The organism is Bacteroides sp. OF03-11BH (genome assembly GCF_003604005.1).
GTDB lineage: Bacteria > Bacteroidota > Bacteroidia > Bacteroidales > Bacteroidaceae > Bacteroides > Bacteroides ovatus.
The window spans coordinates 67241-89282 of the sequence record NZ_QTMW01000019.1; the positions used below are offsets into that span (position 1 = coordinate 67241).

General features: G+C 39.1%; 15 protein-coding genes. 8 read left to right on the forward strand and 7 right to left on the reverse strand.

All coding sequences use genetic code 11. The features are described 5' to 3' along the window. The first annotated feature begins 214 nt into the window (after positions 1 to 214). Positions 215 to 1060, forward strand: coding sequence for a helix-turn-helix domain-containing protein (locus DXA54_RS15255; RefSeq protein WP_120079934.1), 846 nt, complete (start codon positions 215 to 217; stop codon positions 1058 to 1060). On the opposite strand, the gene DXA54_RS15260 is transcribed toward DXA54_RS15255, so the two are convergent. Then, the gene (locus tag DXA54_RS15260; RefSeq protein ID WP_120079936.1) at positions 1057 to 2559 is read right to left on the reverse strand and encodes a PAS domain-containing sensor histidine kinase; all 1503 of its coding nucleotides are present in this window, start codon (positions 2557 to 2559) and stop codon (positions 1057 to 1059) included. The two genes, DXA54_RS15255 and DXA54_RS15260, sit on opposite strands and share 4 nt — an antisense overlap. A 172-nt stretch (positions 2560 to 2731) precedes the next feature. Beyond that, positions 2732 to 4261 (reverse strand): TlpA disulfide reductase family protein, encoded by a 1530-nt coding sequence (locus DXA54_RS15265; protein ID WP_099147522.1) that lies wholly within the window; start codon positions 4259 to 4261, stop codon positions 2732 to 2734. A gap of 126 nt (positions 4262 to 4387) precedes the next feature. Between DXA54_RS15265 and DXA54_RS15270 the strand changes: the two genes are divergently transcribed. From DXA54_RS15270 to DXA54_RS15295, 6 genes are all read left to right on the forward strand, one after another. After that, positions 4388 to 7642 carry a glycoside hydrolase family 2 TIM barrel-domain containing protein gene (locus DXA54_RS15270; protein ID WP_120079938.1) on the forward strand — a complete coding sequence of 1085 codons (3255 nt, stop codon included), beginning with the start codon at positions 4388 to 4390 and terminating at the stop codon, positions 7640 to 7642. Positions 7643 to 7678: 36 nt separating this feature from the next. Further along, positions 7679 to 10528, forward strand: coding sequence for a glycoside hydrolase family 2 protein (locus DXA54_RS15275; protein ID WP_120079940.1), 2850 nt, complete (start codon positions 7679 to 7681; stop codon positions 10526 to 10528). Between the two features lie 145 nt (positions 10529 to 10673). Then, positions 10674 to 11360, forward strand: coding sequence for a response regulator transcription factor (locus DXA54_RS15280; protein WP_120079976.1), 687 nt, complete (start codon positions 10674 to 10676; stop codon positions 11358 to 11360). After that, the gene (locus DXA54_RS15285; RefSeq protein WP_120079942.1) at positions 11357 to 12724 is read left to right on the forward strand and encodes a sensor histidine kinase; all 1368 of its coding nucleotides are present in this window, start codon (positions 11357 to 11359) and stop codon (positions 12722 to 12724) included. The genes DXA54_RS15280 and DXA54_RS15285 overlap by 4 nt, the downstream gene beginning before the upstream one ends. A 119-nt stretch (positions 12725 to 12843) precedes the next feature. Next, complete coding sequence (gene mgtA / locus DXA54_RS15290; protein ID WP_120079944.1) at positions 12844 to 15495, forward strand: magnesium-translocating P-type ATPase; 2652 nt, start codon at positions 12844 to 12846, stop codon at positions 15493 to 15495. A 162-nt stretch (positions 15496 to 15657) separates the two neighbouring features. Further along, the gene (locus DXA54_RS15295; protein WP_004312799.1) at positions 15658 to 17172 is read left to right on the forward strand and encodes a TlpA family protein disulfide reductase; all 1515 of its coding nucleotides are present in this window, start codon (positions 15658 to 15660) and stop codon (positions 17170 to 17172) included. Here the strand turns inward: DXA54_RS15295 and DXA54_RS15300 are convergent. The 5 genes from DXA54_RS15300 to DXA54_RS15325 all read right to left on the reverse strand — a co-directional run bounded on the left by DXA54_RS15300 (position 17165) and on the right by DXA54_RS15325 (position 20833). Next, positions 17165 to 17683, reverse strand: a complete 519-nt coding sequence (locus DXA54_RS15300) for a hypothetical protein (RefSeq protein ID WP_004325968.1) — start codon at positions 17681 to 17683, stop codon at positions 17165 to 17167. The two genes, DXA54_RS15295 and DXA54_RS15300, sit on opposite strands and share 8 nt — an antisense overlap. Further along, complete coding sequence (locus DXA54_RS15305; protein ID WP_004325967.1) at positions 17673 to 18884, reverse strand: AAA family ATPase; 1212 nt, start codon at positions 18882 to 18884, stop codon at positions 17673 to 17675. The genes DXA54_RS15300 and DXA54_RS15305 overlap by 11 nt, the downstream gene beginning before the upstream one ends. A 281-nt stretch (positions 18885 to 19165) precedes the next feature. Then, complete coding sequence (locus tag DXA54_RS15315; protein WP_120079946.1) at positions 19166 to 19894, reverse strand: DUF3990 domain-containing protein; 729 nt, start codon at positions 19892 to 19894, stop codon at positions 19166 to 19168. Next, complete coding sequence (locus DXA54_RS15320; protein ID WP_004296045.1) at positions 19888 to 20169, reverse strand: DUF3791 domain-containing protein; 282 nt, start codon at positions 20167 to 20169, stop codon at positions 19888 to 19890. Before DXA54_RS15320 ends, DXA54_RS15315 begins: the two co-directional genes overlap by 7 nt. Positions 20170 to 20311: 142 nt before the next feature. Further along, the gene (locus tag DXA54_RS15325) at positions 20312 to 20833 is read right to left on the reverse strand and encodes a hypothetical protein (protein WP_120079978.1); all 522 of its coding nucleotides are present in this window, start codon (positions 20831 to 20833) and stop codon (positions 20312 to 20314) included. Between the two features lie 620 nt (positions 20834 to 21453). On the opposite strand from DXA54_RS15325, the gene DXA54_RS15330 reads away from it, so the two are divergent. After that, the gene (locus DXA54_RS15330) at positions 21454 to 22041 is read left to right on the forward strand and encodes a DUF3575 domain-containing protein (protein ID WP_004296042.1); all 588 of its coding nucleotides are present in this window, start codon (positions 21454 to 21456) and stop codon (positions 22039 to 22041) included. The last annotated feature ends 1 nt before the right edge of the window (position 22042 follow it).

Below are 22042 nucleotides of genomic sequence, written 5' to 3' on the forward strand. Positions count from 1 at the left end.
GTTTTTTAGAAACACACACATATAAACAGAAAAATAGAAGCGGGACATTAAGAAGTTTGAATATACTTCCGGTGTCCTGCTTTTCATATTCTGATACTTTCTTATAAATAAAATATAGATGTTATTTTTTTAAGATTCGATGTTCTGATTTTAATTATTCGAGGGAGAAACTTCAAATAATCCCTATATTTGAAATCAAAAACAAAATAACACAATGGAGAGCGATTTACCTAATTTTGATTTGCCGTCTGATTATATTGTTGGAGAAGGGTATGGGATAAATTTATTAAAAAGGTATAAAAACTTTCCTTGCAGGGTAAAAGCCGGTTTTTTCATTCTTTGTGTAAAAGGGATAATGCAAACGACAATCAATGGGAATCTTCAAAATATTGGTGAAAATGATTTGATAACCTTACCGCCCGGATATTTTATGGAAATTCTTGATTTTTCACCGGATATTCATATCTATTATGCCGGGTTCTCATCCGAATTCATAGAGGGTATAAATCTAATGAAGTCTACAGAACATCTTCTCCCTATAATTATGGAAAATCCGATAATAAGATTATCTCCATTGCAGGCTTGCAGTTATAAAATGTTCTATGAATCGTCAATTCTTTCGTATGCTTCTCCAAAAACATTGGCAAACAAGGAAATAGTAAAGGCGGTTCTTACCATGTTCCTTCAGGGAGCCACTGAAATTTATAAAATGCAAAATAACTTGTATTTATCTTCCCAGTCAAGAAAGTACGAAATTTATCAGGAATTTTTGCAATTGGTCATGAAATATTATACTATTCATCACGGAACCTCTTTTTATGCCGAACATCTAGGACTTAGCTTGCCGCATTTCTGTTCAACAATAAAAAAAGTTGCAGGAAACACTCCTTTAGAAGTCATAGCTTCCATCATTCTGATGGATGCCAAATCCCGGCTGAAGTCAACCAATGAACCGGTGAAGAATATAGCCTTATCTTTGGGATTTAATAATATCTCTTTCTTCAATAAGTTTTTTAAGCAACATACGGGTGTTACCCCACAGGAATACAGAGGACATTAAGCTTCCACCGGCTGTTTTTCGAGTGGTAATGTAACGGTAAAACGGCTGCCTCTTCCTACTTCCGATACAACATAAATACTCCCTTGCAGATGTTCTACAATCGTTTTGCAGATAGAGAGTCCCAACCCCGTACCCTGCTTGAAAGTATTGACTTTATAGAAACGGTCGAATATTTCTTTCTGGCATTCTTGGGGAATACCTTCCCCCGTGTCCTCCACAAACAGACAAACTGAATCGTCATTTTCCGGATTAACCATAAAACCGAAATGAATATATCCTTCTTCTGTAAATTTCCGGGCATTATTTATGAAATTGCATATTACTTGTTTCAAGCGTGTAGCGTCAGTAGTTATGTAAATATCATCATCCGGCAAGATTGCTTTTATTTCGATTTCCGGCACATTTTTCACGACCTGCTCTTTCTCTATATCCTTCATTATGGATTTGAGGGAATAATTGGAATAAGTAAACTTGATAGTGTTTGATTCAATCTTGGACAAATCAAGTATATCGTCAATCAATCGTACTAAATGTTCGCTATTGATGCTGATTAGTCGCACGAAATCGGCACGTTCCTCTTCACTTAACTCATCATAAGTAGAACCTATAACATCAGAAAAGCCGACTATTGCATTCAGCGGCGTACGGATTTCATGACTCATATTGGCTAAAAATGCCATTTTAAGACGATCGCTTTCTTCTGCTTTTTTACGTGCCTCGATTAAGGTGTTTTCTATGTCTTTATATTCCTGAATACTCAAGCAGATTCCCACTAACCGATAGGGATGACCGGATATGTTTGCAATATAAGTTGACTGCCCTTCAAACCATTCCCAAGTACCATCCCCCCGGCGCAAACGGAATGGAACTGTTTTGTCAAAAGTTGTATTACCACTAAGTTGTACAACAAAGGCGTCAGCCATAGTTTGCCGATCGTCCGGATGAATCATATTCACATATTCCTCCATTGTCAAAGTATTATTCTCTCCGGCTGGAATACCTAAATGTTCAAAATAACGATCGTCAAGAGTAAATTCACTCCGGCTTATATCATAATACCAGGGGTATATCCTAGTTCTTTGCAAGGCTGTATTTAATATATATTCTTGTGTCAGTTCCACTGTAATATTACGGAAAAAGAACAAGATGATTTTTTCGCCCTCTTCATTTTCCATTGTAGCAAATTCTCCTCTTATCGGGAATTGTGTATAGTCAACTTGTTCCTGCATAAATGTATGTTCAGGCAGTGAGTATACTTTTTTGCCCTGATGAATTTCTTCCAAAATGGTCGAGAGTATATCTTCTTTCTTATTTAACAGCTTGAATATCTTGTTGGTCGGAAGAGGCATCATCGCATTGACTGACGAATGTACATGAAGTTCCGTAAAAGCTTGCTGATTCAGTTGTATGACTTCTCTATTTATATCCAATATGATAACTCCGTCAGGTAGGATATTCAGCAAATCATCATTGTAGAGTGTTTGTCCGTTCGCTTCCATATTTTGTTATTTTTCGTTCAATGTACAAGATAATAATTAAATTCATAACAAAGAAAGCCATTTTACTGAAGAAAACATTATTTCAACAAACCTTTTGTACCTGTTTATATAGCTATTTTAATTTGCAACACATTGAATGTTAATACGATATTCCTTTTTTAAGATTCGATACTCATTTATTAAGCCTCACTCCGTTTATTTGCCAGTCATTTTTTTCTGTTCCTTCAGTGAAATTGAATGATTGCACAGAAGAAGACAACGGTTCGAATGTGAGTGAAAATTCTGCTTCGCCGCTTTCAGGCAAATAAAAGTGCTCACCGGGTTTAATCCCATCTGCTTTCTTTAAGGTATACGTTTCACCTTTCTCATCTACCAATCTACAATTCGGGCTGACTCGTATCCAGTATTTGGGAATATAATAAGCGTTGAAATGTACGATGGTAGCGGTGTCTGTCAGTACCACTTGCTTGACTTCAAGAATATCGGTATTGGTTGATTCCGACACCGGATAGTTAACGACTTTTGTATTTCCTTGCCATGTAATACTCATTTCATGTTTGACAGCATCCAGATACCTGCGCATTTTTAGTTTCAAACTACCTTTGCCATAACCCGACCACATTTTCATGATTTTGCCTTCGGGAGAGATAAGGACATAGTTGGGAATACCTCGAACTCCATATTTAGCGTATAATCCGGCTGTTTGTTTTAAGTCACTTAAATTCTGCCAGGTCATTTCATGTTTTGCCGAAGCTGCCTTCCACCTGCTTTTCGTATCGGAGCTTAGACTAATGATAGTAAGACGCTCTTTATATTGTTCTTGAATCTCTTTCATCTCTGGTAAAGCCATAATGCAAGGACCGCAACCGCTACTCCAGAAATCAAGCAATATATATTTTCCATTGAAATCAGTCAGATGATGAATCTTTCCATCCAAATCGAAAAGTTCGGTATCTGCCATTTTATCTCCCTCTTTCACAACTGTAGGTGGGAAAAGATTAACTGTAATTTCCTGTCCTGTTATAGAAGTTTTTTGTGCTTCATTCATTCTATTATACAAAGCCAGTGTTTCATCTTTATAAGAGAAATTTGGATTGTACTTCACCGACATGCTCAATTTATATAGCCTGTCCATCCAAATGTTTGATACAGGAAGTTCCTGCATCAGTTTCATTTCACGTTTGCTGATTAAAGCTGAAATACTGTCTTCTTTCGCACGTAGAGCCTTCCGTTCGGCTTCCGGGGCAGAACGCAGACTTCTTGCTTTGATAGACAAACGTTGATACTCATCCCATAAATCGTGTGAATCTTCAATAAACCTATTATATTCTATTTGTTCCTTTACAGGGCTGTCTACTGTCCACGTATGTATCAAGGTATTCGTTCCGGTTACTTTGATTCTTGCATTAGGAGTTGCATAAATCTCCAGCGACATGGAAGGAAAATCATCATTACGGGTACACATTAGAGATAATTTGTCTAAACCATCTTCTCCGGCATTTCGTTTGAAGAAGAAAGTACCGTTTTGTATGGTATCCATGGCTACTGTACTTCCTACATTTCCGTCAAGTAGAAAAAGAGAAACAAGAGTTCCATCCTTTACACCTTCCACTTTACCTTCAATCGTATACTCGTGTTGTGCTTGTGAAACGAGACTGCCTAATAAAAAGAGGCTGCTAAATAGTAGTTTTTTCATCATCATAATATTAGAAGTAATTATACGCCACAAGGTAAAGCTTTTCTTTATAGAGTGTTACTCCTTTTATTGTTCTTTAATATTTCTGTAAAAGAAAGGGGTACAAAATGCCCTTTCGTTCGTCTACTTGATATGAAGAAAAAAGAACGAATGAAAATATATACTTTACTGCTTGGCGCATTGTTTGTAAGTCCTACACAGGCACAAACAATGCATGATTGGGAGAATCATCATGTTCTCCAGATCAACCGTGAACCGGCAAGAGCTACTTTTACCCCTTTCTCTGTACAGAAAGGAGACGGCTCAATCTCTTTAGACGGAACCTGGAAATTCCGTTGGACTCCCGTTCCCAATGAAAGAGTCGTGAACTTTTATCAGATAAATTTTGATGATAAAGATTGGACGGATTTTCCTGTTCCCGCCAACTGGGAAGTGAACGGATATGGCACGCCTATCTATGTTTCAGCAGGCTATCCGTTTAAAATAGATCCTCCACGGGTGATGGGAGAACCGAGAACTGACTATACCACGTATAAAGAAAGAAACCCGGTAGGGCAATATCGCCGCACTTTTGTATTGCCGACCGGATGGAAAGTGAATGGACAGACTTTTCTACGGTTTGAGGGCGTAATGAGCGCCTTTTATGTTTGGATCAACGGTGAGCGGGTAGGGTATAGCCAAGGCAGTATGGAACCGAGCGAATTTAATGTCACGAAGTATCTGAAATCCGGAGAAAATCAGATTTCACTGGAAGTCTACCGATATAGTGACGGTTCTTATCTGGAAGATCAGGATTTCTGGCGTTTTGGTGGTATTCATCGTAGTATTCATCTGATACATACGCCGGATATTCATGTCCGTGATTATGCGGTACGTACTCTTCCCGCATCTGCTGGTAATTATAAAGACTTTATTTTGCAGATTGATCCGCAATTTAGTGTATATCGAGGGATGACCGGAAAAGGGTATATTTTACAGGGAGTACTGAAGGATGCTTCAGGCAAAGAAGTTGCCACATTGAAAGGCGATGTGGAAGATATGCTTGATTTGGAGCATAAAGCAAGCCGGATGAATGAATGGTATCCGCAGCGTGGCCCGCGTAAGATGGGACGTTTGTCAGCTATTATAAAATCACCGGAAAGATGGACGGCAGAAACGCCCTATCTCTATAAATTACACTTAACTCTCCAAAATGAAGAAAGAAGAGTCGTAGAACAGATAGAACAGGCCGTGGGCTTCCGCTCTGTAGAAATCAAAAAAGGACAACTGTTAGTGAATGGTAATCCGGTTCGTTTTCGTGGAGTGAACCGTCACGAACATGATCCACGGACGGCACGTGTCATGAGCGAGGAACGAATGTTGCAGGATATTCTTTTAATGAAGCAGGCGAATATAAATGCCGTACGCACCAGCCATTACCCCAATGTCAGTCGTTGGTACGAGCTATGCGACAGCTTGGGATTGTACGTGATGGACGAAGCGGATATAGAAGAACACGGATTGCGTGGCACGCTCGCAAGTACCCCCGACTGGCATGCAGCATTTATGGACCGTGCGGTCCGTATGGCGGAACGTGATAAGAATTATCCATGTATTGTAATGTGGAGCATGGGAAACGAAAGCGGTTACGGACCGAACTTCGCTGCTATTTCGGCATGGCTGCATGATTTCGATCCCACTCGTCCTGTACACTATGAGGGGGCGCAGGGAGTGGACGGAAATCCTGACCCGAAGACGGTCGATGTTATCAGCCGCTTTTATACCCGGGTGAAACAAGAATATTTAAATCCCGGTATTGCAGAAGGAGAGGATAAAGAACGCGCTGAAAATGCACGTTGGGAACGGTTGCTGGAGATTGCGGAGCGTACCAATGACGACCGTCCGGTGATGACGAGTGAATATGCACATTCCATGGGGAATGCATTAGGAAATTTCAAGGAATATTGGGATGAGATATATAGTAATCCCCGTATGCTGGGTGGTTTTATATGGGATTGGGTAGATCAGGGAATCTACAAGACTTTACCCGACGGTCGTACCATGGTGGCTTATGGTGGTGACTTTGGCGATAAGCCGAATTTAAAAGCTTTCTGCTTTAATGGATTGCTGATGAGTGACCGTGAAACTACGCCTAAATATTGGGAGGTAAAGAAGGTATATGCACCAGTTGAACTGAAAATGGAAAATGGGAAGCTGAAAGTGACGAACCGGAACCATCATATCGATTTATCATCTTATCGCTGCTTATGGACATTGTCTGTGGATGGAAAACAGAAAGAACAAGGAGAAATTACATTGCCGGAAATAGCTCCAGGAGAAAGTGGAACAATAGATTTGCCGACTTTCCGTTCATTGAATCCTCTTTCCGATTGCCAACTGAAAGTAAGCATTGTTTTGAAATCGGATGCTCTTTGGGCAAAGGCAGGACATGAAGTGGCCTGGGAACAATTCTGTTTGCAAAAAGGAGATTTAGCTTCTGCTGATTTAATTAATAAAGGAACGCTTCAAGTGGAAGAGGATGATAAATCTTTATTGATTAGCGGACGTGGTTTTTCTGTTCAGTGGGAAAAGAAAGTGAACGGAAGTATGACCTCCCTTATATATAAGAACAAAGAAATGCTGGCTCACTCCGATGATTTTCCGGTTCAGCCTGTCACTCTAGTTTTCCGTGCTCCGACAGATAATGACAAGAGCTTCGGAAACTGGTTGGCTAAAGACTGGAAATTGCATGGAATGGATCATCCGCAGATAAATCTGGAATCTTTCCACCATGAAAAACGTGCAGACGGGGCGGCCATTGTCCGGATTCAAACTAGTAATTTATATAAAGAAGGAAAAGTGGTGACTACTTCTGTCTATACGGTCTTTTCAGATGGAACGATTGATCTGAAAACAACTTTCTTGCCACAAGGAGTTCTTCCTGAAATTCCCCGTTTAGGTATCGCATTCTGTCTGGCGCCTGCTTATGATACATTTACCTGGTATGGCAGAGGACCGCAGGATAACTATCCTGACCGCAAAACATCTGCTATGATAGGGCTTTGGAAAGGAAGCGTTGCAGACCAATACGTACATTATCCACGTCCGCAGGACAGTGGAAACAAAGAGGAAGTGCATTATCTTACCTTGACCGACAAACAGAATAAAGGTATTCGTGTTGACGCGGTAGAAAACGCATTTTCTGCATCTGCCCTGCATTACACCGTACAAGACATCTATGAAGAAACTCACGATTGCGATTTAAAACCACGTGCGGAAGTTATTCTTAGTATGGATACTGCCGTACTTGGATTAGGGAACAGTAGTTGCGGACCGGGTGTATTGAAGAAATATGCCATAGAGAAAAAAGAACATACGTTGCATCTCCGCATCAGTAGTAAACAATGATAGCAATAAATAACTAACACAATTATAAAAGTAACAATGAAAAAAGTAACCACTTTATTATCAACCTTGGCGTTGGCAACTACCCTGGCTGCTCAAAACCTTCCACAAACGGAAAGGCAATATCTCTCCGGTCACGGATGCGACGATATGGTTGAATGGGACTTCTTTTGTACCGACGGACGCAATTCCGGCAAATGGACGAAAATCGGCGTACCTTCCTGCTGGGAATTGCAAGGCTTCGGCACTTATCAGTATGGAATCACTTTCTATGGAAAGCCATTTCCTGAAGGCGTTGCCGATGAAAAAGGTATGTATAAGTACGAATTTGAAGTTCCGGAAAAGTTTCGCGGCAAACAGGTCAATCTTGTATTCGAAGCTTCAATGACAGATACGGAAGTAAAAGTAAACGGACGCAAAGTTGGTTCCAAACATCAGGGAGCCTTCTATCGTTTTTCATACAACGTCACGGATTTCCTGAAATATGGCAAAAAGAATTTACTGGAAGTCACTGTTGCCAAAGAGAGTGAAAATGCCAGTGTGAACCTTGCCGAACGTCGTGCTGATTATTGGAATTTTGGCGGTATCTTCCGTCCGGTGTTCCTGGAGGTGAAACCAGCCGTAAACCTGCGGCACATTGCCATTGACGCAAAGATGAATGGAACTTTCCGTGCCAACTGCTACACAAATATCTCTAATGACGGAATGAGCATCCGCGCACAGATTTTAGATAAAAAAGGGAAAAAGATAACGGAAACCACCGTACCCGTAAAAGCAGGAGGCGACTGGACTTCCCTGCAACTGAATGTATCTAACCCCGCATTATGGACAGCGGAAACTCCGAATCTTTATCAAGCGCAATTCTCTCTATTGGATAAGACCGGTAAGGTTTTGCATAGTGAAACAGAAAATTTTGGTTTCCGCACGATTGAAGTACGCGAAAGCGACGGACTTTATATAAACGGAGTACGTATCAATGTGCGTGGTGTCAATCGCCATAGTTTCCGTCCTGAAAGTGGTCGTACGTTGAGTAAAGAGAAGAATATCGAAGACGTTCTCTTGATGAAAGGCATGAATATGAATTCTGTTCGTTTGAGCCACTATCCGGCTGACCCGGAATTTTTGGAAGCCTGTGATTCTCTCGGACTTTATGTGATGGATGAATTGGGAGGCTGGCATGGCAAGTATGATACCCCCACCGGAGTACGTCTGATTGAAGGCATGATAGAACGTGACGTGAATCATCCGTCTATTATTTGGTGGAGTAATGGTAACGAAAAAGGATGGAATACCGAACTGGATGGAGAGTTTCATAAATACGATCCACAGAAACGTCCGGTTATTCACCCGCAAGGCAATTTCTCCGGTTTTGAAACCATGCATTACCGCTCTTACGGAGAAAGCCAGAACTACATGCGCTTACCGGAAATCTTTATGCCTACGGAATTCTTGCATGGTTTATACGATGGCGGCCATGGTGCCGGATTATATGATTATTGGGAAATGATGCGCAAGCATCCTCGTTGTATCGGTGGATTCCTTTGGGTATTGGCAGACGAAGGTGTGAAGCGTGTAGATATGGACGGATTCATTGATAACCAGGGAAACTTTGGAGCAGACGGTATTGTAGGACCACATCACGAAAAGGAAGGTAGCTACTACACTATCAAGCAGTTATGGAGTCCGGTACAAATCATGAATACTTCTATCGACAAGCAATTTGATGGCAAATTCTCCGTAGAAAACCGTTACGATTATCTGAATCTGAATACTTGCCGTTTCCTTTGGAAGCAAGTAAAATTCCCGCTGGCAACAGATGCTTCCAATGCTGCTATTCAAGTGTTGAAAGAGGGTGAAGTGCAAGGCAGTGACGTGGTTGCTCACTCGGCAGGCATTTTGGATATAAAAACAAATATCCTCCCCAATGCAGACGCCCTCTTCCTGACAGCAATCGATCCATACGGCCATGAACTTTGGCGCTGGACTTTCCCGATCAACCAACTGAATCAGCAGACAGAACAGCTTTCTCCCTTGTCCAGTCGTCCTGCTTATACAGAGACAGAAAATGAGCTTACTGTGAAAGCGAATAAGCGTACGTTTATCTTCTCAAAGAAAGACGGACAACTGAAAGGAGTATCTGTAGATAACCGTAAGATTAGTTTCGCCAATGGCCCCCGTTTCATCGGAGCCCGTCGTGCAGACCGCTCATTGGATCAGTTCTATAACCATGATGATGAGAAAGCAAAAGAAAAAGACCGTACATATAGCGAATTCCCTGATGCTGCCGTATTTACGAAACTGGACGTAAAACAAGATGGAGGTGATCTGGTTGTTACCGCCAATTATAAACTGGGCAATCTGGATAAAGCCCAATGGACAATCAACCCGAGTGGGGATTTGGCTTTGGATTACACCTACAATTTCTCCGGTGTCGTAGACTTGATGGGTATTCGTTTCGACTATCCTGAAGATCAGGTAATCAGCAAACGCTGGCTGGGTGCCGGACCTTACCGTGTATGGCAAAACCGTATTCACGGAACGCAATACGATGTATGGGAAAACGACTATAACGATCCTATTCCGGGTGAGACCTTCACATATCCCGAATTTAAAGGATACTTTGGTGATGTTTCCTGGATGAATATCCAAACGAAAGAAGGCACTATCAGTCTGACAAACGAAACTCCCGACACGTATATAGGAGTATATCAGCCTCGTGATGGCCGCGACCGTTTGCTTTATACTCTTCCCGAAAGCGGAATCTCTGTCCTGAACGTGATTCCTCCGGTACGTAATAAAGTAAACTCCACCGATTTGTGTGGTCCCTCTTCACAACCGAAATGGGTAAATGGTCCACAAACCGGACGAGTCATTTTCCGGTTTATGTAAATGAATCATATAAAGGTATCCACATTGCGTTGGGTACCTTTTTTATTTGGCCTTCTCACCGATTTTTCAAGGAAAAAGGCTATAAGTGGGGAATAATCATTATTTTTGTTTCGTTTTATACATTCAGATTAATGAATTCTTTCCTATGTACACAATACTAATTATAGAAGATGAACCCCGGGTTGCAAGTTTGCTGATGAACGGACTGGAGGAAAATGGCTATCAGACAATGGTGGCTTATGACGGACTGATGGGCTTACGGCTTTTTCAGACGCATACATTCGATCTGGTTATATCCGACATTGTTCTGCCTAAGATGGACGGATTTGAACTGGCGAAAGAAATTCGCAAAACCAATCCCAATATTCCTATATTGATGTTGACGGCATTAGGATCGACGAATGATAAACTGGACGGCTTCGATGCCGGTGCAGACGATTACATGGTGAAACCTTTTGATTTCAGAGAGTTAAATGCCAGAATCAAAGTGCTATTGAAACGTGTGGCGGGTAATGCTCAGGAATTACCGCAGGAACTTGTCTATGCAGATTTGCGTATTGATCTTCAACGAAAAGATGTAGAACGGAATGGTATATCCATTAAACTTTCTCCTAAAGAATACAACCTGTTGTTATATATGGTAGAAAATGCCGAAAGAGTATTGAGCAGGGTTGAAATAGCAGAGAAAGTATGGAACACCCATTTTGATACAGGAACGAATTTCATAGATGTATATATCAACTATCTTCGCAAAAAGATAGACCGGGATTTTGAACCGAAACTTATTCATACCAAAGCTGGAATGGGTTTCATACTGACTGATAAATTATGAAGATCAGGACAACGTTGACTCTACAATATGCAGGGCTTACAGCTGCGGTATTCTTTGTTTTTGTGATGGCTGTCTACTATGTAAGTGAACACTCGCGTAGTAATGCTTTCTTTCGTAATCTTCAAAGTGAAGCTATAACCAAAGCGCATTTATTCCTTAAAAATCAAGTAGATGCCAAAACCATGCAGTCCATATACCTGAATAATCAGAAGTTTATTGATGAAGTAGAGGTTGCCGTCTATACAACAGATTTTAAAATATTATATCATGATGCTTTGCAAAACGATATTGTCAAAGAAACACCGGAGATGATAAAGCGTATTTTACAGCGGAAGAACATCAATTTCTATGTAGATGAATATCAGGCTATAGGACTGGTGTATTCGTTTGAGGGCAAAGACTATGTGGTTACTGCCGCAGCCTACGACGGTTATGGATACGCCAACCGGGATGCGCTAAGAAACATGCTCATTCTCCTATTTATCGGTGGATTGAGCGTATTGGTAGTTGTGGGATATATCCTTTCACGAAGCACTTTAAAACCGATACGTAATATAGTGAAAGAAGCGGAAAAAATCACAGCATCGCATATTGATAAAAGATTGCCTGTAAAAAATGAACAGGATGAACTGGGAGAATTGAGTACGACATTCAATGCATTGTTGGAGCGCCTGGAAAAGTCTTTCAATTCACAAAAGATGTTCGTCAGTAATGTATCTCATGAATTACGTACTCCTATGGCAGCCCTTACAGCTGAACTGGATTTAGCTTTATTGAAAGAACGGAGTTCCGAACAATATCAGATGGCTATCGGCAATGCATTGCAGGATTCTCATAGGATTGTAAACCTGATCGACGGATTGTTGAACTTGGCAAAAGTCGACTATCAATCGGAACAGATCACAATGGAAGAGGTTCGTTTAGACGAGCTGTTGCTGGACGCCAGAGAGCTGGTATTAAAAGCCCATCCGGATTATCACATCGAATTAGTATTTGAGCAAGAAGCTGAAGAAGATAATGTGCTGACAGTAATTGGAAACAGTTATTTACTGACCACCGCTTTTGTGAATTTGGTAGAGAATAACTGCAAATATTCTTCCAACCGAACTTCGTCAGTCTTGATAGCCTATTGGGACCAATGGGCAATTATCCGCCTGTCAGATACCGGTGTAGGCATGTCTGATACGGATAAAGAAAACCTGTTTACACTGTTTTATCGCGGAGAAAACAAGAATATTGCTCCCGGAAATGGTATAGGTATGGCCTTGACACAAAAGATCATCCACCTTCACAAAGGCGAACTTACCGTATCTTCCCATAAGGATGAGGGCACTACCTTTGTGGTGAAGCTCCCGCATATCTAAGAAACTCTAATCGTTTTCTAATACCACTCTAATCATTCTCTAACAGCTTCCCGGTGAAGTCCTCCTTACTTTTGCATCGAATTAATAAATGCAGTTAGTAACTAAAAAAAATAGAGATTATGGTATGGAAGAAAAAACTGCGTTCACTACAGTACACATTCAATTCAGAGAAAGTATTTTTGGTTGCCACACAACCCGGTAAATCAATCTATTCATACTTGCAGACAACCAAGCTTGGATTAACACAGGGAGAAGTGCAGGAGCGACAATCCATTTATGGAAGAAACGAAGTGGTACATGAACAGAAAAAGAATCCGTTTATCCTGTTTATCAAAACGTTTATCAATCCTTTCATTGGCGTTCTGACCGGGCTCGCCATAATATCCTTATTTTTGGATGTATTGATGGCCGATCCTGGAGAGCAGGAATGGACGGGAGTCATTATCATCTCATCCATGGTGCTGTTCAGTGCTATCCTGCGTTTTTGGCAGGAATGGCGAGCAAGTGAGGCTACGGATTCTTTAATGAAAATGGTAAAAAACACATGTCTCGCCAAACGTGCGGGAGAGCATGAAGAAGAGATCGAGATTACGGAACTCGTCCCGGGGGATATCGTGTATTTGGCAGCTGGGGACATGGTTCCCGCTGATATTCGGATCATCGATTCTAAAGACTTGTTTATCAGCCAGGCTTCATTAACAGGAGAGTCCGAACCGATAGAAAAGTTTTCGGAGATACAGGGACAGCAGTTTCGGAAAGGAAGCGTCATCGAGTTGGACAATATTTGTTATATGGGTTCCAATGTGATAAGTGGTGCGGCAAAAGGAATCGTTTTTGAGACGGGGAACAAAACCTATCTGGGTACTATTGCAAAGAGCCTGGTCGGACATCGTGCCACTACAGCTTTTGACAAAGGCATTAGTAAAGTTAGCTTTTTGTTGATTCGCTTCATGCTGGTTATGGTTCCATTTGTATTTTTCGTAAATGGCTTTACGAAAGGGGGTTGGTTTGAAGCTTTCATATTCGCCATATCCGTTGCGGTTGGCCTTACTCCGGAAATGTTACCGATGATTGTGACTGCCAACCTTTCCAAAGGAGCGATAGCCATGTCCAAAAAGAAAACAATCGTAAAGAATCTCAATGCCATTCAGAATTTTGGAGCGATGGACATACTCTGTACTGACAAAACCGGTACATTGACCTGCGATAAAATCGTGTTGGAAAAATATATCAATGCAGATGGCAGTGACGACAACAGTAAACGTATTCTTCGTCATGCTTACTTCAACAGTTATTTCCAAACCGGTTTAAGGAACCTGATGGATAAAGCGATTCTTTCCCATGTAAGAGATTTGAGCCTGGAACATCTGAAGGATGACTATACCAAAGTGGATGAAATACCTTTCGACTTTACGCGCAGAAGAATGTCTGTTGTAATAGAAGACAGGCAGGGAAAGCGGCAAATCATCACCAAAGGAGCGGTAGAAGAGGTTCTCGATGTCTGTTCCTATGCCGAGTTCAACGGGCAGATTCATCCCTTGACTGATGCCTTGAAAATCAAAGCACAGATGATTAGTGAAGAAATGAATCAGCAGGGGATGAGAGTATTGGCAGTTTCCCAGAAAAGTTTTATCGAGAAAGATTGTAATTTTGCCATCGAAGATGAAAAAGAAATGGTACTGATCGGGTATCTTGCTTTTCTTGATCCTCCGAAACCTTCTGCTGCCGAAGCCATCGAACAATTATATGCGCATGGAGTAGCAGTGAAAATTCTATCGGGAGATAATGATGTCGTAGTGAAAGCGATTGCCCGGCAGGTAGGAATTGATACCAGTCATTTTCTTACCGGGATAGAAATAGAGAATATGGACGAAACAGCATTGAAAGAAGCGGTAAAGGATACCACTTTATTTTCAAAACTGACTCCATTACAAAAGACACAAATCATCTCTCTGTTGCAGGAACAAGGCAATACGGTAGGGTTCTTGGGAGATGGAATCAATGATGCAGGTGCATTGCGTCAGTCGGACATTGGTATATCAGTCGATTCTGCTGTGGATATAGCCAAAGAAAGCGCAGATATTATCTTGTTAGAAAAAGATTTGATGGTATTGGAAGACGGAGTGCTTGAAGGAAGAAAGACATTCGGCAATATCAATAAGTATATCAAGATGACTGCCAGTTCCAATTTTGGTAATATGTTCAGTGTGATGTTTGCCAGTGCATTCCTGCCGTTTCTGCCCATGATGCCGATACATCTATTGATCCAGAACTTATTGTATGACATATCACAGACAACCATTCCATTTGACCGTATGGACCCGGAGTTCCTAAAGAAACCCCGTAAATGGGATGCGTCCGATCTAAGTCGTTTTATGATTTATGTAGGTCCCATCAGTTCTATCTTTGATATTATAACGTATCTGGTTATGTGGTACGTATTTAGCTGCAACAGCCCCGAACATCAGACACTGTTTCAGACCGGATGGTTTGTGGAAGGTTTGTTATCACAGACATTGATTGTCCACATGATACGTACCCGCAAGATACCGTTCATACAAAGCCGTGCCACATGGCCTGTGATGGGACTGACCTTCTTAATCATGGCAATAGGTATTCTTATTCCTTTCACTGCTTTCGGGCGTTCCATCGGATTGACAGCTCTTCCTTTGAGCTATTTCCCCTGGCTGGTTGGGATTTTGCTCTCTTATTGCATTTTGACGCAGATCGTGAAGAATTGGTATATTAAGAAGTTTGTGCGCTGGTTATAGCTTTGTCTGTTTATCTCGCAAATTAAATGTATATATTGTAAAAGATTTAAAATTGAGACGAATTGTCTGTCAAGAGTTTTTGCCCCTAAAATTAATTTCATATATTTAGGAGCAAGAACTCTTATTTATTTAGATTTGCAAACTTTCTAATATTCAGGCACGATGAAACACTATTATTCCTTTCTGATAATAACCTCTTTGTTATTAGCCGGATGCGGGCAAAAAGACCGGGCAAAATCTCAATTCGAATCATCTGTACAGACAGAAGAAAGTTATTCGTTAGCAAAAGAATATATTAAAGAAGCTGTTATCACAGGAAAAGTGTTGAACCGGGATTTTTATCCTCAAGAAAAGGAATTAACTCTCATCATTCCATTTTTTTGGAAAATGGAAAATCAATATCGTACCCCCATACAAGAAGACGGCTCATTTTCATTCCGCTTTCCGGTTTATGCAAAATTAAGAGAAGTTTCCATTCGCAATTATGCGGAACATTTGTATATCCACCCGGGAGATAGCATACATGTGGAAATAGACTTCAAAGATCTTTTTCATCCCAAAGTAACAGGTGATGCAGAAAAGTTGAATCAAGAAATACTGGCATTTACAGAAAGCGCTTACTATTACATACAGAATTATAGTATAAACCCGAATTTGAATATTAAGGATTTTGAGGCTGAATTAAAGAAAGAATATGACTTTCGTTTGGAGCGGAGAAACGAGTATCTGACGAAGTATAAGCCAATGGACGATGTTACGTTATTTACTGAAGAGTTACTGAAACAGGACTATTATTACGCTTTGTTATCCTATGGTAACCAATGCCAGTTTAAAACGAAAAAAGAAATGGACCGATATCATAAACTTCTGTCTGCAATCAATAAGCTTTATAATAAAGGGATTCTTTCAGCACGTTTATATGATATTGCCGATGAGGTAGAACACTATATAGCTTATGGGATAACATACAAAGATAAAAAAAATCCATCTGTAGAAGAGATTATGTCGGCAGTAGGAGAGAATGAACTGAACCAGTATATATATACCAAAATGACAGTTGGCTCTTTGAATGCGAATGATACACTTGCTTTAACAACGAGGCATACACAGTTTGATTCGATCGTAAAAATGCCGCATTTGCGTGCACAAGTGATGCAGATATATAATCAGACTAAATCTTACCTGGAAAATCCGCAACCAGTTTCCAATAATTTATTATATGGTGAGTTTCACGAAAACTCAAAGCTAAAAACATCTATGCCTTACATGGAACCCGTCTATAATATACTTGAGAAGAATCACGGAAAAGTGATCTATTTCGATTTTTGGGCTAGGTGGTGTCCACCATGCCTGGCAGAAATGGAACCTTTGAAACAATTGCGGAGTAAGTATTCCACCAAAGACCTGGTCATATATTCCATATGTGTAAGTGAACCCAAGGAAGAATGGGAAGAATGTCTGAATGAGTATTCATTGAAGAACCGGGGAATTGAATGTATTTATGCATCTGATTATTTTGGAAAAGATAACTTACAGAAAATTCGCAAACAATGGAAAATAGATAGAATGCCCTATTATCTGTTGATTAATAGAAAAGGGCAAATTGTAGATTTCGGAACTACAGCACGTCCCAGCAATCCGCAATTTGTATCTCGAATTGACGATGCCCTCAAATAACTTTATCATTAATAGGATCGTATGTCATTTCTTTATTCTTCTTTTCTATACGAAAGCTTTTTATTTTTGATGAAAGTGATTTTTCTAGGGTTTGTTTTGCTTTACGATACGTACCGTCATTGGATGGATGTCGTGAACTAACAATAGCTCCTATAACTTTTTTATCTTTTAGATATCCTTGATTGTAGAATAAGTTCACAGTATTGCCGATTTGTGTTATAGCGTGTGCAATATCCGTTCCTTTTAGTTCTACAAAAATATAAACACAACTAAGGGGTGATGTGTATACAAATAAGTAATCACACTTTCTATGCTCTGATGAACTATCAAAATAACCATCAATTTTTATTTTATCAACTTCGGAAATATCTTTAGATGCAATAGTGAACTTACTTTTATTTTCACAAATCGTAAAACGAGAAGTGCATTTACACTTTGAATTAACATATTTATGATCAAAAGAATCTGTATTCTTGAATACGAATCTTCTATTAAAACATTTACAACTCATTTCTTTCAATATTGCATAGTTCGTCAAAAATATATCCTAATTTGTCAGAAGCCGTATCTATGTATTCAGCTCCCAAAGATTTTATGTCAGTATCTCTTATATCTTTAACAGTTCCATCTGAATGAAAAAAGTAGGATGATACATCATCAAAATCAATTAGCGCCATTGATGGAATGAGTTCTTTAATTTTAGATAGCACCAACTTCTTTTTATTGCTTTTCTTTAATATTTCTTGTGCTAAAATTAAATTATCTACTACTGATAACACATATGGACTATGTGTCGTAATTACAATACTTCCATTTGATTTTCTCATCTTTCTCATGATCCAATCAATAAGAAAGTGTTGAGTAGAAGGAAATAAATTTAATTCAGGTTCTTCTATTACTAATATCTGTTTTTTCTTGCTTTCAACATATTGGTTAAATACAATCCACAACGGAATAATTGATTGAATTCCACTAGAAGTTTGAGATAGTTTTACTTCTTTGTTTTCATTCATTAGATATACTGTGTCACCATTGTTATTGAATGACACTTTAATGTCAAGAATGTTTATATCAATATTTTTATACTGAATTCTTGCTTTTTCGTATAAGCTACCAAAATCCTTTATGCAATCGGGAATACTAGCTCCTGCTTGAAGTAAAGAAAATATGCTATTAGAAAATGTTGAAATCAACAATCTTTCAGCTGGAATATATACTGGTATACATTCTTCATAAAGGAGTCCAACTAAGGCAGGTTTTATTAACTCTACCATTGCGCTATCTTTTAAATCTAAGAGGTTTTTAAGACTTTTGATAAATTCTTTGTATGCAAAGTTATTTTCTTTTCGTTCTATAAATTTTAAAATAAAATCATATGACTTTGAAGTATTAGCCATTTCCATCAAATCAGCATCCTCGTAGTTACTGTGAAATTTATTTAAGCCTATTTCCCAATAGTATTTTTCATTGCTATAACGAATAATGGTTGTAGACGTAAATTCAAAATTAATATTATATTTATCCAATAACCTTAAGAAACTATTGAAATCTCCTTCTTTAATAGTCCAAAAAATCGAATTGTTAAATATTGCAAGAAGTTTTGCAATAGTACTTTTTCCACTAGAAGTATGTCCAATAAAGAAATTATATTTCTTTATTTCTATATTTGCGGATTTTATAGCCCCAAAATCTGTTACAATTAAATGTGCCATGCTCATTAAAAAATTTAAGTTATATCCCTCATATAAAAGAATAACTATTGGCAAATGTAGTCATTAATACTGGTATAATACCTAAAGTAGTTCTTTTTTATAGAAAAAAACAAGAAAAAGTTAGTAGATGTTCACTCATATTATAAATTTTCGCTAACTTCTTAATGTCTTCTTTGCCATTCACAATATGAGTACTGTCACCGATCCGGATGGCCTGACTACTTCATCGGAAGAAGACTTCTCGAACAGCTTAACAATAGGGATAAAAGACAAGGCTAATGTCAACCTTGTCTTTTTTGTAGCTCTCTCATCAATTCATCTACAATATATGCATCGCTCATGAGATATAGATCTCCAAGTCGGTGGACAATGCGCTGGTAGCTTTCGCTATTATAAAATATATCAAGTGCCTGTAGACTGGAAATATGCAGACGGGTAGCAAGAAGTTCTACAATGCTGTAATATTTGCCTTGCATTACAATATCAGCATTGGGGATTTCTTTTGAGAGAGATGGGAAAGGCAAAAGTATAGCATCCACAAAATGTAAGTGTTCGTCAATTACTTTTTGGTTCGTAATACAAATTTGATTGTTAGGCTCTTGATGAATCAAACGTGACAACGCTTCTTCACGAGTGTAATCACCACGCATATAAAGGTCAATAGTACGTATCACACGGTCATCTGCTATACCGCCTTCTATTATGTCATAATCCTGCCATATAACATTCCCTTGTCGACATGCTACAACAAAATCCAGCCAATGTGCATCGTAAGTGGTAAAGTGCAAATAATTAAAAGAAGAGTTGCGGCAGGCATCTATATCCAATGAATAAATATTGAGCCACACACTATTTTCATGGCGAATATCAGCTGTGCGAAGAGCCCAACGAACTGCCTGTTCCTTTAAATCAGTAAGATAAAAGCCCACTCCGAAATCAAGATTCAGTCGGCATACGCCAGCTAATGGTTGTTCTACACGGTAAGTAGAACCATGATAAACAGTTAACATGACTTATCTCCTTTTTGCTGTGTCGAAACTTGAAAAGGACGATAATCTTCCGGTAACCATTGTGGATCACGATGATAGATATATTCTAATAAAGAATCTACTATGTAGGCTTTGCCTTGGGTATGCAAAGTATCATAAAAAGCATTTATATAGCCGTCTATAGCACCTAATTCTTTTAGTTTATTATATACATCCGCACTATAGCGTCCTAACCGTTCGGCTGTATTCTCTATACAATAGATAATAAACTCTAATTGTTTTTCTTTGAGGGTCATATTATTTTCTCCTTTCTTATCTTAATCAATTAGCGAAAAAGATTAATATTAGCAAAGATAGAAAAGTTCCTTCTTTCTTCCAATTAATTAGTATAGTATATCACGTTTCATTATGGATTAAATCAAAATCAATATACTTTCATTATAGCTTTATAGCTTTTTCTTCTTTCACCAACTTCCTCCATCTTTGAAATGCCCTCATCAGCGTTTCTTCCTGTACCAGTCCTACCATTTCGTAGTGCTCTACGAATTGTTCTATTGACTTTTTAAACATCACTCCTTTATTGAACTTATTATCCAATAGAAAGGAGTATAATTCCGCTTTCATCTCCGTTTCTATTTCCTTTTCTATAATCAATGCACTATCGTTTCCGATATAGTTATAGACTCCCGGATTCTTCCCATTACGCGGTTTGGGCAGTACAAAGCAAATATTCCCAATTTCTTTCCATGAAGTATTTTGCGGATGAGGGACAGATAGTTGATGAAGGAAGTGATAAACTGGAGTAATGTGGGAGAGATGGATAGGGATAAGTCGTTTGGAAGAAGAAGAAGGAGAGGAGGAATGAGACTGGTTCTCTGGATCGGGTTCTAAACTTTGTCGATATCGGACATACATATGTCCAGCCAAATATGGCTTGATATTAATTGTAACTGTAACCATGGGAAAATTTTTAAAGTTTGTAATAAAAAAGTATGTATATACAGCCCTTTGGACTGTGAATTCCGTTTGGTTTATTGAGAATATTCCCATGGTTATCGGGACGGAATTCTTCTTTTTATAATAAATTGATATACAGTGTATTATAGATACTGTTTTTTGGTTTAAAACCAAGGAACCGTTCCTTTTAAAGGAACGCCCTGTTTCTCACCGAGGAACGCCTTGTTCCTTTTAAAGAAACGGATGACTCCTTAAAATCCGGGAACAAAACTAGTTGTAATATTCCGATATTTCAAGATGGATGATTGAAGCATTAAACAATACGTGTAAATATAAATAATCATTTTTATACATCGTTTATTTTACGCGTGTATAAACAACCGGTATGTCATGAAAGTTAATTGAATAGAATGGATAATAATTTAACAATGTTTACCGGATAAACCTTTTTTGAGAGTGTTAAAACTCGCTTCTTAGATGATTATGTGGCTATTTTGAGTGAAATTTCGGAATCTGTGTGCAATTTCAGAACGTTTTATTTTAATATATATTTCTTTTGTAAATTTGCAGCATATAATATTTAAATAAACATAAGCGAATAAGCAATAAATATACGCATTTTAATGAAGATACATGACATAGCAATTCTTTTTTTTATATTTTGGGGAAGCATTTCACAATGTGCGGCTCAAAAGATAGCGGTAAAAACAAACCTACTCTACGGTACATACGCCAGTTCACCTAATCTGGAAACCGAATTCGGGATTTCACCGCGAGGTACAGTAGATCTGGGTGCTGGCTTCAACTGGTTTACATCCGTTCATTCATCCTCAAACAAGAAACTGGTGCATTGGCTTGGCTCGGTAGAATATCGTTATTGGACGTGTGAAAGATTCAGCGGACATTTTTGGGGAATACATATACTAGGCGGACAGTACAACATAGCCGGTCATCATTTGCCGCTTCTATTTGGAGATGATTCCGGTCACTATCGCTATGAAGGATGGGGAATAGGCGGAGGCATTTCGTACGGCTACCATTTTCTTTTAGGCAATCGTTGGAGTCTCGAAGCAAATATAGGTATAGGGTATGTCAGACTACATTATGACAAGTTCCGATGCGAGACTTGTGGTGAAAAGACCGGAACAGAAAATCGCAACTATTTCGGACCTACTAAAGCAGCAGTTTCACTTATATTTCTTATAAAATAAC

What these genes read in the sequence shown, in the direction of transcription:
- DXA54_RS15300 (WP_004325968.1), bottom strand. Translation starts at nt 17,683, where the DNA reads ATGAGTTGTAAATGTTTTAATAGAAGATTCGTATTCAAGAATACAGAT.
- DXA54_RS15280 (WP_120079976.1), top strand. Translation starts at nt 10,674, where the DNA reads ATGTACACAATACTAATTATAGAAGATGAACCCCGGGTTGCAAGTTTG.
- DXA54_RS15320 (WP_004296045.1), bottom strand. Translation starts at nt 20,169, where the DNA reads ATGACCCTCAAAGAAAAACAATTAGAGTTTATTATCTATTGTATAGAG.
- DXA54_RS15265 (WP_099147522.1), bottom strand. Translation starts at nt 4,261, where the DNA reads ATGATGATGAAAAAACTACTATTTAGCAGCCTCTTTTTATTAGGCAGT.
- DXA54_RS15325 (WP_120079978.1), bottom strand. Translation starts at nt 20,833, where the DNA reads ATGGTTACAGTTACAATTAATATCAAGCCATATTTGGCTGGACATATG.
- DXA54_RS15270 (WP_120079938.1), top strand. Translation starts at nt 4,388, where the DNA reads ATGAAGAAAAAAGAACGAATGAAAATATATACTTTACTGCTTGGCGCA.
- DXA54_RS15315 (WP_120079946.1), bottom strand. Translation starts at nt 19,894, where the DNA reads ATGTTAACTGTTTATCATGGTTCTACTTACCGTGTAGAACAACCATTA.
- DXA54_RS15330 (WP_004296042.1), top strand. Translation starts at nt 21,454, where the DNA reads ATGAAGATACATGACATAGCAATTCTTTTTTTTATATTTTGGGGAAGC.
- DXA54_RS15295 (WP_004312799.1), top strand. Translation starts at nt 15,658, where the DNA reads ATGAAACACTATTATTCCTTTCTGATAATAACCTCTTTGTTATTAGCC.
- DXA54_RS15305 (WP_004325967.1), bottom strand. Translation starts at nt 18,884, where the DNA reads ATGGCACATTTAATTGTAACAGATTTTGGGGCTATAAAATCCGCAAAT.
- DXA54_RS15285 (WP_120079942.1), top strand. Translation starts at nt 11,357, where the DNA reads ATGAAGATCAGGACAACGTTGACTCTACAATATGCAGGGCTTACAGCT.
- DXA54_RS15255 (WP_120079934.1), top strand. Translation starts at nt 215, where the DNA reads ATGGAGAGCGATTTACCTAATTTTGATTTGCCGTCTGATTATATTGTT.
- DXA54_RS15275 (WP_120079940.1), top strand. Translation starts at nt 7,679, where the DNA reads ATGAAAAAAGTAACCACTTTATTATCAACCTTGGCGTTGGCAACTACC.
- mgtA (WP_120079944.1), top strand. Translation starts at nt 12,844, where the DNA reads ATGGTATGGAAGAAAAAACTGCGTTCACTACAGTACACATTCAATTCA.
- DXA54_RS15260 (WP_120079936.1), bottom strand. Translation starts at nt 2,559, where the DNA reads ATGGAAGCGAACGGACAAACACTCTACAATGATGATTTGCTGAATATC.